The organism is Mannheimia kashgarensis, from assembly GCF_041807705.1.
GTDB lineage: Bacteria > Pseudomonadota > Gammaproteobacteria > Enterobacterales > Pasteurellaceae > Mannheimia.
In genome coordinates this window covers 99,403-114,762 of sequence record NZ_JBGTYY010000003.1, presented here as the reverse complement: position 1 = coordinate 114,762, position 15,360 = coordinate 99,403, and the positions used below count along the sequence as shown (strand labels likewise).

General features: G+C 37.8%; 17 protein-coding genes. 15 read left to right on the top strand and 2 right to left on the bottom strand.

What is annotated here, in order from left to right; genetic code table 11:
• Positions 1-17 precede the first annotated feature (17 nt).
• Both ACERCF_RS02730 and ACERCF_RS02725 read right to left on the bottom strand, forming a co-directional pair.
• Entirely contained in the window at positions 18-638 is a 621-nt protein-coding gene (locus ACERCF_RS02730; protein ID WP_373610635.1) for an aminotransferase class IV family protein, read from the bottom strand.
• Positions 616-1,590 carry an aminodeoxychorismate synthase component I gene (locus tag ACERCF_RS02725; RefSeq protein ID WP_373624543.1) on the bottom strand — a complete coding sequence of 325 codons (975 nt, stop codon included), beginning with the start codon at positions 1,588-1,590 and terminating at the stop codon, positions 616-618. Before ACERCF_RS02725 ends, ACERCF_RS02730 begins: the two co-directional genes overlap by 23 nt.
• 85 nt (positions 1,591-1,675) lie before the next feature.
• Here ACERCF_RS02725 and ACERCF_RS02720 point away from each other — a divergent pair, with 85 nt between their 5' ends.
• The 15 genes from ACERCF_RS02720 to ACERCF_RS02650 all read left to right on the top strand — a co-directional run bounded on the left by ACERCF_RS02720 (position 1,676) and on the right by ACERCF_RS02650 (position 15,347).
• On the top strand, positions 1,676-3,295 hold the full coding sequence (locus ACERCF_RS02720; RefSeq protein ID WP_373624542.1) for a DNA recombination protein RmuC: 1,620 nt from the start codon (positions 1,676-1,678) through the stop codon (positions 3,293-3,295).
• Positions 3,296-3,399: 104 nt separating this feature from the next.
• A complete protein-coding gene (locus ACERCF_RS02715) occupies positions 3,400-3,984 on the top strand; it encodes an anthranilate synthase component II (RefSeq protein WP_373624541.1) in 585 nt (194 codons plus the stop codon).
• A 101-nt stretch (positions 3,985-4,085) separates the two neighbouring features.
• Positions 4,086-5,168 (top strand): peptide chain release factor 1, encoded by a 1,083-nt coding sequence (prfA, locus tag ACERCF_RS02710; RefSeq protein ID WP_373624540.1) that lies wholly within the window; start codon positions 4,086-4,088, stop codon positions 5,166-5,168.
• A gap of 122 nt (positions 5,169-5,290) precedes the next feature.
• A complete protein-coding gene (locus ACERCF_RS02705; RefSeq protein WP_373624539.1) occupies positions 5,291-5,827 on the top strand; it encodes a hypothetical protein in 537 nt (178 codons plus the stop codon).
• A gap of 38 nt (positions 5,828-5,865) precedes the next feature.
• Entirely contained in the window at positions 5,866-6,720 is an 855-nt protein-coding gene (locus ACERCF_RS02700; protein ID WP_373624538.1) for a hypothetical protein, read from the top strand.
• Entirely contained in the window at positions 6,720-7,715 is a 996-nt protein-coding gene (locus ACERCF_RS02695) for a DNA adenine methylase (RefSeq protein WP_373624537.1), read from the top strand. The genes ACERCF_RS02700 and ACERCF_RS02695 overlap by 1 nt, the downstream gene beginning before the upstream one ends.
• A gap of 11 nt (positions 7,716-7,726) precedes the next feature.
• A complete protein-coding gene (gene prmC, locus ACERCF_RS02690; RefSeq protein WP_373624536.1) occupies positions 7,727-8,593 on the top strand; it encodes a peptide chain release factor N(5)-glutamine methyltransferase in 867 nt (288 codons plus the stop codon).
• A gap of 9 nt (positions 8,594-8,602) precedes the next feature.
• Positions 8,603-9,469, top strand: coding sequence for a SirB1 family protein (locus ACERCF_RS02685; RefSeq protein WP_373624535.1), 867 nt, complete (start codon positions 8,603-8,605; stop codon positions 9,467-9,469).
• Position 9,470: 1 nt separating this feature from the next.
• On the top strand, positions 9,471-9,665 hold the full coding sequence (locus tag ACERCF_RS02680; protein WP_373610623.1) for an antitoxin VbhA family protein: 195 nt from the start codon (positions 9,471-9,473) through the stop codon (positions 9,663-9,665).
• Entirely contained in the window at positions 9,634-10,233 is a 600-nt protein-coding gene (locus tag ACERCF_RS02675) for a Fic/DOC family protein (protein WP_373624534.1), read from the top strand. Before ACERCF_RS02680 ends, ACERCF_RS02675 begins: the two co-directional genes overlap by 32 nt.
• Positions 10,230-11,084, top strand: a complete 855-nt coding sequence (kdsA, locus tag ACERCF_RS02670; protein WP_373624533.1) for a 3-deoxy-8-phosphooctulonate synthase — start codon at positions 10,230-10,232, stop codon at positions 11,082-11,084. The genes ACERCF_RS02675 and kdsA overlap by 4 nt, the downstream gene beginning before the upstream one ends.
• Before the next feature lie 219 nt (positions 11,085-11,303).
• Positions 11,304-12,251, top strand: a complete 948-nt coding sequence (locus ACERCF_RS02665; protein WP_373624532.1) for a 2-hydroxyacid dehydrogenase — start codon at positions 11,304-11,306, stop codon at positions 12,249-12,251.
• 87 nt (positions 12,252-12,338) lie between these two features.
• A complete protein-coding gene (locus ACERCF_RS02660; protein WP_373624531.1) occupies positions 12,339-13,511 on the top strand; it encodes a lipoprotein-releasing ABC transporter permease subunit in 1,173 nt (390 codons plus the stop codon).
• A 52-nt stretch (positions 13,512-13,563) separates the two neighbouring features.
• On the top strand, positions 13,564-13,908 hold the full coding sequence (locus ACERCF_RS02655) for a hypothetical protein (RefSeq protein WP_373610618.1): 345 nt from the start codon (positions 13,564-13,566) through the stop codon (positions 13,906-13,908).
• 14 nt (positions 13,909-13,922) lie between these two features.
• Positions 13,923-15,347 (top strand): SNIPE associated domain-containing protein, encoded by a 1,425-nt coding sequence (locus tag ACERCF_RS02650; RefSeq protein WP_373624530.1) that lies wholly within the window; start codon positions 13,923-13,925, stop codon positions 15,345-15,347.
• Positions 15,348-15,360: the final 13 nt, after the last annotated feature.

The following is a 15,360-nucleotide window of genomic DNA, read 5'->3' as shown; positions in this document are numbered from 1 at the left end:
CAGTTGCAAGTGTTTTTTTAAACTTTTCGATCCAGCTCACAAAAATAAATTTGTGAGCAAGATAATGCCCTTGCTTCATCAAAGGGATTAAGAGCATTAATCAACATTATTTTTTCATATTGCCCTAAATCAGCTTGAGTGATTTTAGTTAAATGGACTTTTCCTTGATCTAATAATTGAGTTAATTGTGTGCCTTTTAGTAGATAATCTTGCGGACTGTACCAAACACCCCCTTTTAGAAAAAGCAAATTACCAATAGAGCAATCACTAAAATTTCCATTATTGATAATTATCACTTCTTCATTTTGCAAAATATTGAGTAAATCGAACCGCTTGCGGTCGCTAAATTTTAAGTGATAATCCCAATTTTCCACTTCCACACAACGAAAACGCTCGACTTGTTTTGGCGAATAAGGGAAAAATTTTATCTCACATTCAGTCGCATTATAATCCACTCGGCAGCGTACTTTGCCTTGTTGATAAGGCTCTGGTACAACTAAAATTTGTGCTAATGTGAAAGTTGGCTCACAACCAAAATATTCTCGCACCGCCTGTTCAAAACGTTGTTGATGATAAGGCAAATTCTTCACCTTGCCACCAATCACTGAAATGGTTTCAAAGAGTGGAAATTGGTACATAGACTTTCTCTAAAATTTCGTTATATTCATCTTCTAACACGCTTTGTGAGGTAATTCCTCCGCCGCTGTGGAACACAAGTCCGCTCAGGGTTTGGGCTATGTAGCGAATTGCCACCGCACTTTCTACACTTTCGCCATCAAAATAGCCAAAAATCCCTGTGTAATAACCACGCTTTCCTTGTTCTGCCTGCTGAATAATAGAAACCGTTTTCTCTTTAGGAGCACCGCTAATAGAACCAGCAGGTAATAAAGTGGCTAAAATAGATCCGATATTTTCCTGCCAATTTTCAGCCAGTTCGCCGCAGATCTCAGAACTTGTTTGCAAAATTGCTCCACGATGGGTTTGGACTTTTTCCACATAGCGATATTTTGTTACTTCGATATTTTTAGCCACTAAGGCGAGATCGTTTCGGATCAAATCTACAATAGTATTATGTTCGGTAAACTCTTTTTCAGAAGCTATTAATTTCTGCTCAGCATTTTCTTCGCTCGCATTAATCGTTCCTTTCATCGGGTAAGAAAAAATGCGGTTCTGCTCAATTCGCACAAAGCATTCGGGCGAAAAGCAGACAAATTGATCTTGCAGATAACATTTATATTTTGCCTTACTACTTGCAAAAATCTCCGCTAATGAATAATTGGTTTCAATGGCTGTTGGATAGCTTAAATTCAGCAAATAGCTATTACCGGCTTGAATTTCTTTCTTCACTAATTCAAAACCAGCTTGATATTCAGCAAAAGTAATTGGATTTGCTGAAAATTCAAAAGATTTAGCCACTTTTTCAAAGGTTCTTTTTGCATTCGATTTGCAAAAAAACTCAAAAAAAAGACCGCTTGTATGAGCCTCTTCGAGCGGAAAAATAAGCGGCTTTTCCTGCTCAAAATCAATTAAAAAGAAAAAAGGACGTTTGGCTCGCCCATATTGATTGGCTTTGTCTATAAAATCTTGCATAAAACTGAAATGCTTAATATTGGAAAGCTCTGTTATAATGCAAAGTAATAGTTTTGAAAAGCATTTTTTGAAAAAGGTTTTACCGATGAACGCCTCACTTAATATTGATGAAATTTGGCTCTATATTGCCCTTGCCGTTTGTGTGCTGATTGGCATTTATTTGTTTTTTCTGCAATCACGTTATCAGCGAGATGCTTATGAGTTAAGCCAAGATCTCAACAAAATCACGGCAGATTTTCACCAAATCAGCGAAAAATATGAGAATCTTAGCCAAGAGAAAAATCAACTTGAGCAATGGGCGGTGCAACAACAAACGAAATATGAAGCCGTAAGCGAACGCTTGAGTGAACGAGATGCTCAGCTACAACGTTTTCAACAAAAAATTGAGCTTGCCGAACAGCAGGAAAACGAACTAGAACGCTATATCAGTGAGCTGAAAGAAAGGGTGGGTTCTTCGCACGCTAAAGCCGAGAGTTTGGAAGAACAGCTGCAATTTAGCCAGAGTTCGCTTTCGCAAAAAGAGCGAGAAAATCAATCGCTTTTTAGTCGCTTAAATGAAGTGCAAAATGAGCTGACCGAGCTACGCACCACGCTTTCGGAAAAACAGGCGAATTTTGAGCAGCAGCAACGTAATTTTGTGGAAGTAAAACAACAGCTTAATGTGGAATTTCAACACCTCGCTCAACAGATTTTAGATGAAAAAAGCAAGCGATTTAGTGAAACCAATCAAAGCTCGCTTGAAGCTCTGCTTAAGCCTTTTAAAGAGCAAATTGAGGGCTTTCAAAAACGAGTGAATGAGGTACATAGCGAATCCCTTAAAGGTTCTGCGAATTTAGAAGCCGAAATTAAGCGTGTGCTACAAATTGGTGTTTCAATGTCGGAAGAGGCTCAAAACCTCACGAATGCGTTGAAAGGCAATAACAAAGTGGCGGGTAACTGGGGCGAGGTTCAGCTTGAAACCACATTGCAGTCAGCGGGTTTGTTAGCAGGCGAGCATTATCAAGCCCAAGAAAGTTTCCGTGATGAAGAAGGTAGACGTTTTGCCCCTGATTTTGTGGTGCATTTGCCCGATCAAAAACACCTGATTATTGACAGCAAAGTGTCGTTAGTAGCCTACGATCAAGCGGTCAGATCTGAGGAAAATTTTGCAATTTCACAGGCGTTGGACGAACATTGCCGTTCGCTCCGTTCCCATATCGAGGGTTTATCGAAGAAAAATTACAGTGCTTTGCTTGGTATCAAAAGCCCTGATTTTGTGCTGATGTTTGTACCGATTGAGCCTGCTTATATTGAAGCGATGAAGCACGATCCGCAGTTGTTTAACTTTGGCTATGAACGCAATGTGATTTTGGTTTCGCACACCACGCTAATGCCAATTTTACGCACCGTAGCGAATTTGTGGCGAATTGAACGAGGCAATTCTGAGGCTCGTGAAATCAGCGAGAAAGCAGGCGAAATTTATAACCAAGTTTGTGCTGTGGCGGATCGCTTGGCAAAATTAGGTAATACGCTCAATACGGCAAATAATCAATATAATCAAGCCGTTACTTCTCTTGTTGGACGACAAGGCTTGCTCGGAAAAGTGGAACGATTTCAACATCTTTCTAGCAAGGCAAGCCAACTTGTGCCACAAGTAGAGCTGATTGAAAACGAAGTGGATACGATTAAATTGGAAATGGTATCGAAGGAATTGTTAGAAGAGTAGGTCAAATCTCGTTATTTACCTAAAATTGTAGGGGCGGGTCCTGTGCCCACCCAAGAATATCATCTGAAATATCGGGCGGGTACAGGACCCGCCCCTACACAAAAATGCAAAAAAAGCTATTAATCATTGACAACCACGACTCTTTCACTTTCAACTTGGTGGATTTACTCCGTAAGCTCAATGTGCCTGCAAAGGTCGTATTAGTGGAAGAATTAAACCTAGACGAAGTGGAAAACTTCACGCATATTCTCATCTCGCCCGGCCCTGATGTGCCGAGCGCGTATCCACAAACTTTTGCGATGTTAGAGCGTTATTATCAAAGCAAATCTATTTTAGGGGTTTGTTTAGGGCATCAAACGATTTGCGAGTTTTTTGGTGGCACGTTATACAATTTAGAGAATGTTCGGCACGGTCAGCAACGCACGCTAACGCAAATTAAGCCAAATCCAATGTTTGACGGTTTACCGGAACAGTTGAAAGTGGGGCTGTATCACTCGTGGGGAATTTTGCAAAATTCGTTGGAAAATACACCGCTTGTAGCCACGGCTGTGTGTGAGCAAAATGTGCTGATGGCGTTCAAACACCAAAGTTTGCCGATTTTTGGGGTGCAGTTCCACCCTGAATCTTTTATCACCGAATACGGAAAAGAGATGCTGAAAAATTGGCTTACGATTGAGCAAGATTTTTAACGGAAAATCGGCTATAATCCGCTAGTTTATTTCCTTTTAAAATCTAATCAGTAAGGGTGAAAAATGTTTCGCCCCTACACAAATATTAAGAGATATTTTCAATGAAAGATTCTATTATCAATAAATTAGAAAGCTTGAGCGAACGCCACGAAGAACTCCAAGCATTACTTGGCGATGCGTCTGTGATTTCCGACCAAGAAAAATTCCGTGCCTATTCAAAAGAATATTCCCAATTAGAAGAAGTGGTTGGCACCTTTAACCGTTGGAAAAAATTAAACAACGATATTGAGGAAGCTCAATTACTGTTAGATGATCCTGATATGAAGGATATGGCAGCAGAAGAAATTGCGGAAAACAAAGCAGAAATTGAAAATTTAGAACAACATTTACAAATTCTATTATTGCCAAAAGATCCGAACGATGAATACAACGCATTCCTTGAAATTCGTGCAGGAACGGGCGGTGATGAAGCTGGTATTTTCGTAGGCGATTTATACCGTATGTACAGCCGTTATTGCGAAAGCAAACGCTGGCGAATTGAGGAAATGTCGGCGAATGAAAGTGAGCAAGGCGGATATAAAGAGATTATCGTGAAAATCAGCGGCGAAGGCGTTTACGGGCAACTGAAATTTGAATCAGGCGGACACCGCGTGCAACGTGTGCCGAAAACCGAATCACAAGGGCGTATTCACACCTCTGCCTGTACCGTTGCGGTAATGCCAGAGTTACCAGAAAGCGAAATGCCAGAAATCAATCCATCTGATTTGCGAATTGATACTTACCGTTCATCAGGTGCAGGCGGTCAGCACGTTAATACTACAGACTCTGCGGTGCGTATTACCCATATTCCAACAGGGATTGTGGTAGAGTGCCAAGACGAGCGTTCACAACACAAAAACAAAGCGAAAGCCTTAGCAGTACTTGCTTCTCGTATCGTGCAAGTTGAGCAAGAACGCCAAGCCGCAGAGCAGGCAGACACTCGCCGTAACTTATTAGGCTCGGGCGATCGTTCGGATAAAATCCGTACCTACAACTACCCACAAGGGCGTGTAACTGACCACCGTATCAACTTAACGGTTTACCGCTTAGATGAAGTAATGAACGGTAAAATTGATGAATTAATCCAGCCGATTATTACTGAATATCAAGCGGATCAGTTAGCGGCGTTATCTGAACAAGGCTAATTTATTGTAGAGACACACTGCGTGTGTCCGCAAAATATAAATTTGCAAAATTTTATAAAAAATACACCGCTTGTGGACGCATGCAGTGCGCCCCTACTAAATATATCAAGAGGAACTTCAGTATGAAAAAAGTATTATTAATCACAGCGACTACTTTTCTTGCTGCTTGTAACATTAAGTTTATCAACTCAAGCACAACGTTAAAAAACGAAGTTATTACGCCAACCACCGAACATTTTGTCGGCGAATGGGAATGTGCAATGAATGGCGTTGCGGCAACCACAAACAAAGTGAAGTTAGGCAAAGATGGTAAAGCGAACTATCTGGGTAATGTTACGCTCCCTGCTGAAAAGCCAATTTTTAATTATGCCCTAGAGCGTTCAGGCAGTTGGAAATTTGCAGATAACACCTTAACTTATAGCTTTACTCAGAGCAAAGTTTCTCGAGCTCACGCTGATGAAGTACAGGCTAATCTGCAAGCAAACCAAGAATTACAAAGTTTAGAACAACAATATTTCGATGCCCTAAACCAACAAACCAAAAAATCAGGTAAAACTAATGTAAACCTTGCCGTAAGTAACTTTACCACCAAAGCATTCAGTGTTGAGCAGAAAGTTGCCGAAACAGTGCGTTCAGGGAATTGTGTAAGGGTTTTATAATTTTTTCGGCTTATTAGAATAAACTTGAAGGATAATTTATGAATTCCATTGATATTCAGAGAATGATTAGCCAAGAATTGGTTAAAAAGATTTTTGGTAACCAGAAAAATGCAATGGCTTTTTTAGCTTTATTAGGTATCCAGATAAAGGTTAAAAATGCTAAAGAGGCATATAATCTAATTGTTGAGCATTGGGATTATCAAAAGGCATATCAAATTATCCGTCAATTATTTAAGCAGACAGATAAATATAAGAAAGGTTTAGCAGGAGAAAATAATGTAACTGTTCTTTTGCAAGAATGGAAACAACTTGGTTTTGGAAAAATAGAGTGGCCTTTCTCACAAGGTCAATTTGATAGTTTTGTTCAGCAAATTAATTCTTCTTATGAGCCTAGAGATGAAAAAGATCGAAAAGTTAGAGATGCAGCTGTCCGTTATAGAAGAATTAAAGAAATTAATACAGAAAGAAATGACTACTTAGAAACATTAATTTTTTTGAATAATGAAAATGTAATTCCAACTCTCTATCATTCAAAAGGACTAGATTTTTTCATTAATGGTGTAAGTTTTGATCAGAAAGTTGCTCGTAGTCCAACTAATGAATTTAAAAAAGAATTTGGAGAAAGTTGGAAAGAAATAGCGATTAAAAATCCTGAAAAAGTAGCTGAATATCTCTATACTTATCAAGATGAAGGAAGATTTGGAGCAGATCCTCGTCTTTTTATTGTTTATTTAGACGAGAATATTGAGCCTATAAAAATTAAAAAAACAATTGAAGAAAATAAATTAGATAAACCTTATAAGATAAATTTTAAATATCGCCATAAATCTACGGGTGAAACGGCATATCAAACTGAGGCATTTGTAATTTTATTAACAAATGATGATAGCTAATGAATTATATAGGGTCAAAAAATAAATTATCTAGTTTTGTTATCTCTACAATAAAAGAAACAGTAGGCTGTTTAGATGATAAAGTTTTTGCTGAACTTTTTGCAGGAACGGGAATTATTTCTCGTGCATTAAAAGACCAAGTAAAGAAAATCATTGTTAATGATTTAGAGTATTATAGTTATGTTTTATCTAAAAACTATATTAGTAATAATAGTTTTTTTGATTATTTTTCCCTATTTAATTTTTTAGAAGAAAATATCTCTTATTCAGAAAGAGATTTTATTTTTCAAGAATATAGTGAAAATGGAAAAGCAGAAAGACTTTATTTTTCGGAATATAATGGTAAATTAATTGATCGCATAAGGAAAAATATACAACTTCTTTATGAAAGCAGAGAAATAACAGAAGAACAATTTTTCTTTTGTCTAGCTTCATTATTAGAAAGTGCTGATAAACATGCTAATACAGCCTCTGTTTATGGGGCTTATTTAAAAACATTAAAAAAGACGGCTCAAAAAAATATGAAATTAGAAGCTGCCTTATTTGATATAGGAAAAGCAGAAACAGAAGTTTACCACCAAGATAGTAACTCTCTCATTACAAAAATTTATGGAGATATTCTTTATCTAGATCCTCCTTACAACGCTAGACAATATGGTGCAAACTATCATCTTTTAAATACAATTGCTTTATATGACGATTTTGTTCCTAAAGGTAAAACAGGATTAAGAGAATATAAAAAATCAAGCTACTGTCAAAAAGGAATTGTAAAAAATGTTTTTGAAGACTTAATTAAAAATGCAGAATTTAAATATATATTTATTAGCTATAATAATGAAGGGTTAATGTCTTTCACCGATATTAAAGAAATTTGTTCTAAGTATGGACATTATGATTTTGTAGGAAAAGAATATTCTCGCTTTAAAGCCGATAGTAATAGAAAATATAGTGATGATAAAACATTAGAATATCTCCATATTTTAGAAAAATATTAATTAAAATAAAGATGAACTACCAACAATGGCTCTCTTTCGCCGAACAGCAACTCAGCAAGAATGCTGAGAACGATCCGTACCTAAACGCAAAACTTGACGCAAACCTGTTACTACAAGCAGTTACAAAACGCTCAAAATCCTCTATTTTTGCGTTTTCGGAAACCGAGCTTTCAGAAAGTGAATTAGTGGAACTTGCGGAAAAATTGGCTCGCCGAGTAAAAGGCGAACCAATGGCATATATTTTAGGGCAACGGGAGTTTTGGTCGTTGCCGTTAAAGGTTTCAGCCGCAACGTTAATTCCTCGCCCTGATACAGAGCGATTAGTTGAATTAGCGTTAGATTTTGCTTACAAGCGGTTAGAAAATCAGAAAAATTTGCAAATTTTGGATTTAGGCACAGGCACAGGGGCGATTGCGTTAGCTCTTGCTAGTGAATTAGGAGAGAAAGCCCAAATTATCGGGGTGGATTTTCAACATAATGCGGTGCAACTCGCAAAAGAAAATCGCCAAAATCTTGGGTTTAGTAATGTTAGATTTCTACAAAGTGATTGGTTCGGCTCGCTTGAAAATAAACAATTTGACTTGATTGTCTCTAACCCACCCTATATTGACGAAAACGATGAAAATTTAATAGTTGGCGATGTGCGTTTTGAACCTTTAACCGCATTAGTTGCCGATAACAATGGGTTGAGCGATTTGCAAAAAATTATTGAAAATGCACCGCTTTACTTAAAGCCACAAGGGGCGTTAATGCTAGAACACGGCTGGCAGCAGGGCGAGCAGGTAAGAGATTTATTTGATTTAAATTTGTGGGAAGCTATCGAAACCGCTCAAGATTATGGTGGCAATGATAGAGTAACCCAAGCAATCCTAAAATAAAGGCAGGAAATGGACGATATTATTGAAGAATTATTGAAAGAGTTGGCAGAGCCGAAAGTTAAGATAAGCGATGCGGAGTTGAAAAAATTTCTCTATCGTGAAATCTTACGGCTCACTACGCTAATTGACGGTAGTGTAAACGAGCAACAAGTGTTTGGGCAGATGTCTGCACTAACCAAAAAGGCTCGCTATAACGTGAATGGCGAGGGCGATGAAGAACGTATTAATCAACTGCTCCACTTAGTTTATAAAGAGTGGGGCTTTCATTGTTATTATGAAGACTATTTCCACACGGAAAATTTATTGCTCAATCAAGTCATTAAAAAACGTCGTGGAATGCCTGTTTCATTAGGAGCGGTGGTGCTTTATTTGGCTGCAGTGCTAGATTTACCGCTTTACCCTGTAAACTTCCCAACCCAATTAGTGTTAAGAGCGGAAATGAAACAGCCAAACGGAGCAACTAAAGTTCGTTTTATTAACCCGTGGAATGGCGAGTTTATTGGAATCGAAATGCTTAACAAATGGCTTGAGGGCGAAATCGGTTTCGGCGTGGAAGTAACCCCTGATCTTCTAAGACGAGCTGAACCACAAGAATTGCTTGAGCGAATTGAAACCGTATTCAAGATGACCCTCACCCGTGAAGGGAAATATGAAGAAATTTTGCGTTTGATTGAATACCGTTTGGCAATGAGCCCAGAAGATCCGTATGAAATTCGTGATCGTGGAATGGTGTTAGCAAGTATGGATTGCTACCAAGCAGCGTTGGAAGATATTAATTATTTTATCGACCAATGCCCAGAAGATCCTTCCGCTGAAATTTTAAAAATGGAAGTCAAAGGCTTAGAACGAAAAAGCCAAGAGAGTTTGGTGCATTAAAATGAAATTAACTGAACAAGAACGTGAATTCCGTATAAGAGCGGTGCAAGCAGCTGTTGATAATAATCGCTTGGAAGGATTAAGCATTGATAAGGAAACAATGGCGTTATTTAATGCGTGGATCGATAATCAGATCAGTTTTGACGAAGTAAAGCGGAGCATATATGAAATATGCGGAGTTCGACCGTTACACTGATAAAAATGGTGTATTGCGTAATAAACTTGGGGCTAAATCTGACGAGGAATTAGATTTGTTAGAAAGCCGATTAGTTGCAATGAATACGCTTAGCCTAAGGTTAGAGCCTATAAAAGGGAATTTTGATTTAGCTCATTTGCAGAAAATACACCATCGGCTATTTTCTGAAATTTATGAATGGGCGGGAGAATTACGTGAAATTGGGATCACAAAAGGTAAAACTGTATTTGCTGCTCCAAATCGAATTCAGCCTGAATTTCATAAGTTACATCAGAAATTGATAAGTGAAGAGTTTGAAAAATATGATAAAGCTACTTTTGCAAAGAAATTAGCTTATTATCTCGGTGAAATAAACATTCTACATCCTTTTAGAGAGGGGAATGGACGTAGCCAGCGGGAATTCATTATTCAATTAGCGTTAAAATTTAATTATCGCTTACATTTTCAAAATGTAACTCCAGAAGAAATGATCGATGCTTCAGAACGCTCTTCACTTTATGTGGATAATAGATTATTTGAACAAATTATTTTTGAAAGATTAGAACTGATAAACAAGGAATCCCTATGACAGATAAAATCGTAAAAGTTGGTAACATTGAGGTGGCGAACAATAAGCCATTTACGCTATTTGGCGGTATGAATGTGCTAGAAAGCCGTGATATGGCACTTCGTGTATGTGAGCAATATGTTGAAGTAACGAAAAAGCTCAATGTACCTTATGTATTTAAAGCCTCATTCGATAAAGCAAACCGCTCGTCAATCCACTCTTATCGTGGGCCGGGTATGGAAGAGGGGTTAAAAATTTTCCAAGAGCTAAAACAGACTTTTGGTGTAAATATCATTACTGATGTACACGAAATTTACCAATGTAAGCCTGTGGCGGAAGTGGTTGATGTGATTCAACTTCCCGCATTCTTAGCTCGCCAAACAGATTTGGTTGAAGCGATGGCTCGCACCGGTGCGGTCATCAATGTGAAAAAGCCACAATTCTTAAGCCCGGGACAAATGGGAAATATTGTGGAAAAAATTGCTGAATGCGGTAATGAAAACGTGATTTTGTGTGATCGTGGTACAAACTTTGGTTATGACAACTTAGTTGTAGATATGCTCGGCTTCGGTATTATGAAAAAGGTGTCGAAAGGTTGTCCTGTGATTTTTGATGTAACCCACTCTTTACAATGTCGTGATCCCTTTGGTGCTGCTTCAGGTGGTCGCCGTTCACAAGTAACTGAACTTGCCCGTTCTGGTATGGCGATTGGGTTAGCAGGGCTTTTCTTAGAAGCTCACCCAGATCCAAACTCAGCAAAATGTGATGGCCCATCAGCATTACCGCTTTCAAAATTAGAAGCCTTTGTTTCACAAATGAAAGCGATTGATGAGTTGGTTAAGAGCTTTGAAGAAATTGATACTTCCAAATAAACTTTCTCCGCATTAAATCCTTTCCTACTTTCTTTGCTTCGCCAAAGAAAGTAGGCAAAGAAAGGCGACCCTACTTCGCTACTTTTCTTCGCTTAGTGTGAATAGACTTAACGAAAAATTTACATTCGCTTCGCTCAGAGTAAATTTTCCTACCCATTCAAACACGCTCAGGTAGCTCAGAAGGGAGTAGAAAGGTAAAAGACAGAATAGGAGAAAAAAATGCTAAATATTGTTTTTCTTGATCGTACAGGCATTCCTGCTACTCACGAAATTCCTCGCCCGAATTTTCCTCATACTTGGACGGAATATGACTCCACCATCGCCGAGCAAACGTTCGAGCGTGTGAAAGATGCCGATATTATTGTTACCAGCAAAGTATTACTACAGCATGATCTGCTGGCTAAATTACCAAAACTGAAATTAATTGCGATCACGGCAACAGGCACGAATAATGTGGATTTAGAGGCGGCAAAAGAACTTGGTATTGCGGTTAAAAACGTAACGGGCTATTCCACGGTTACTGTGGCAGAACACGTTATCGCTATAATCTATTCGCTTAAACATCGTTTAGCGGATTATCACCGTGATTTAATCACCTCAGACCGTTGGGCAACGTACGGGCAGTTCTGCTATGTCGATTATCCAATTCAAGATATTCAAGGCTCTACGTTAGGTATTATCGGCAAAGGAAATATTGGGGCTGAAGTGGCTCGCCTAGCACAAGCGGTCGGAATGGAGGTTATTTTTGCAGAACATCAAGGAGCAACGGAAATCCGTGAAGGCTATACCGCTTTTGAAGAGGTATTAAAACAAGCGGATATTATTTCTCTACACTGCCCTTTAACCGATAAAACGAAAAATCTAATTAACGCTGAAACCTTGGACTTAATGAAGCCAACGGCTTATATTATCAACACAGGGCGTGGTCCGTTAATTGATGAGCAAGCTCTTTTGAATGCTATTGAGCAGGGTAAAATTGCAGGTGCCGCACTTGATGTTTTAGTTAAAGAGCCACCAGAGAAAGATAATCCGTTAATCCTTGCAGCAAGACGCTTACCGAATCTACTGATTACCCCACACGTTGCGTGGGCGAGTGATTCTGCGGTTACTACATTAGTAAATAAAGTAACGCAAAATATGGAAGAGTTTGTCGCAACAGGCAAGTAAATACACAAGCGGTCGTTTTTTCAAGAAAATTTGCAAATTTTTATGCGGAATCGACCGCTTGTATTGATCTATTTTTAGAAGAACCAAATGAATTTAACCCCTTTTTTTATTGCTTTTCGTTATTTTAGGTCGAAAAGTGCAGACCGTTTCGGACGGCTTGTAACCAACCTTGCCAGTCTTGGCATTGTGCTGGGCGTGATGGCGTTGGTGATTGTGCTATCTATTATGAACGGCTTGGAAAATATGCAGAAAAATAACCTGCTTTCTACCTTACCGCACGCCATTATTACACCGCAGGAAGGGCATTTTTCCAAACAAGAAAAACTAAACTTACCCGCCTTTGCTACTCAAAGTGTAGTAATTAACCGTGCGAACGTCGTCATTCAAAGCTCGGAAGGGATTAATGCTGGGCAGCTAATTGGTGTTGAAAATGCCACAGATGATCCGCTATTAATGGATCAAAATGTGCCTCAATTATTACCAACAGGTGAATTTAAGGTGCTGGTTGGCTCTCGCTTAGCAGATAAACTAAACCTAAACGTGGGCGATAAACTCCGTTTAATGATTACCGAAAACAGCCAATACACTCCAATGGGGCGTGTGCCTGTGCAGCGGTTATTTGAAATCTCAGGCATTTATCATTCCAACCGTGAGGCAAGCGAATTTACTCTCTTTGCTAATTTAGCCGATGTAGGGCGGTTGTTGAGAATTACCGAAGATCAGGTACAAGGTGTGCGTTTGTATCTGCAAGATCCGTTCCAAGTTACCGAACTTAGCAACCATTTCGATGCAGAACGTTACCAAATCAGCGATTGGCGTGAGCAAAAAGGCGAATTTTTCCAAGCGGTAAAAATGGAAAAAAATATGATGGGCTTGCTAATTAGCTTGATTATTGTGGTCGCTATTTCAAACATTGTAACTTCCTTGAGCTTAATGGTGGTGGATAAACAGGGCGAAATTGCGATTTTGCAAACCCAAGGCTTAACCAAAAAACAAGTGATGCAGATTTTTGTGTTCCAAGGGGCGATTGTGGGCGTGATTGGCTCGATGATTGGTGGCTTGCTTGGAGTGCTAGTGGTGTCTAATTTGGATCAAATTATCCTCTTGCTCAACCCGAGCATTCATTTACCCACCTTGATTTCAGGCTCACAAATTACGGTGATTGTAGGTGTTTCAATTTTACTTTCACTACTTTGCACCCTTTACCCAGCATATCGAGCCTCAAAAATTGAGCCGGCTCAGGCATTGCGATATGAATAGTAATAATATTGAAAATTGTTCGACTAGATTAGCAATTCATTAAGGTAATAAAATGGCAAAAAAATCATCATTCAGTAAATCTATTCGACAAATCTCTCGAGCTATTGTTCAAATCAATAGAATAAATGAAAGAGAGAGAAAAGAAAGGGAACGTAGAATTAGATTAAATCAAAAAGCTCAAGAGCGTTCTATTAGAGAAGCTGAAAGAGAACAGAGAAGTTTAGAACGCCAATTAGCTATAGCAGAAAAAAATCGAGAGCGTTTAGAAAAACAAAAATTAAGAGAACAAAAAGAGTTTATAAAAACATTTATTTATGAAGCTAAATGCGATTATAACTTTCGTTGTTTAGAGAGAAAAGACTTAGTAAATAGCTTTATTAATGAAATAATCAAATAATTTGGGGGGTATTAATGGAACTGATTTTTTTAGCTATATCTTTCGTAATATGTATCTTTTTTTATTTCTATTTTAAGAAAAAGTTAGAGACATATACTAATTTCAAATCTGCAATTAATGAGAATAAAAAGATACTTGAGCAAACTTTATCTGAACTTAAGGAAGCACAAGAAAAATTAGATGAGAGTCTAATGTCATTCAATAAAATAAATGAAGAAACTCAAGAACTACAGGACTTAAAGAAAAATGCAAATATATTGAGTGAACAGGTAGTGGAAGATAATAAGTTAAAATTAAAAATTCAAGAAAAAATTGCTGAATTATCTTCACAAGAGCAAGATTATATAGATAGAGTTTATGCTATTCAAAGTAAGATTGATCTATATTCAACTTTAGAAGAGTTTTCAGATGTTGGTCATTTTGAAATTCCAGACTATTTATATCAAACATCTGAACGTTTTGCTGAAGAAATTAGAAGAGTTAGAGAAGCACAAAAAGACTTAATCAAAAGTAAAGAAGCTATTTTTTATAATGAAACTGCTTTAAATACTGTTTTAGGTACAACTTCAGATGCAAAAAGGGTATTAGATGGTCAGATAAAGCTGATGCTTTTAGCTTTCAATGAGGATTGCGACCTGCTCATCAGCAAAGTTAGACCAGGATATTACCCAAAAACATTAGAGCGAATAGAAAAATTAGCAAACGAATTAGAAAAATTATCTATTCATTTTCAGTGCCAATTTAATATTAGATATATAGAACTAAAGCTTACCGAATGTACTCTTCAATACCAATATAGATTGAAAAAGCAGGAAGAGGACGAGGAGCAACGTTTTATAAGAGAGCAAATCAAAGAAGAGCAGAAAGCAAGACGAGAGTACGAAAAAGCCATTGCAGATGCAGAAAGAGAAGAGAAAATGTATCAAGAGTTGCTCAATAAAGCTAGAGCAGAATTAGAATATAGTAACTCTGAAAAAATGATTGCTATTCAAGCTCAAATTGCATTACTAGAGCAGCAATTAGCAGAAGCACAAAGTAGAGAAGAACGAGCAAGAAGTTTAGCTGAACAAACTAGACGAGGCTATATTTATATCATTAGTAATATAGGTTCTTTCGGAGAGAATGTATATAAAATAGGTCTCACACGTCGTCTAGATCCTATGGAGAGGATAAAAGAATTAGGTGATGCAAGCGTACCATTTTTCTTTGATGTTCATGCATTTATCTATTCAGAAGATGCACCTACATTAGAATCTATGTTACATAAGCGTTTTGATTCTCAACGTGTAAATGCCGTAAATATAAGAAGAGAATTCTTTGAAGTAGATTTAGAAGAAATTAAACACGCTGTTGAAGAATTAACAGGAAATGAAGCTGAATTTCATATGACAGCTCTTGCAGAAGAATATTACGAAACTCGACGAATACGAGGAATATAAAATTTAGATGAAT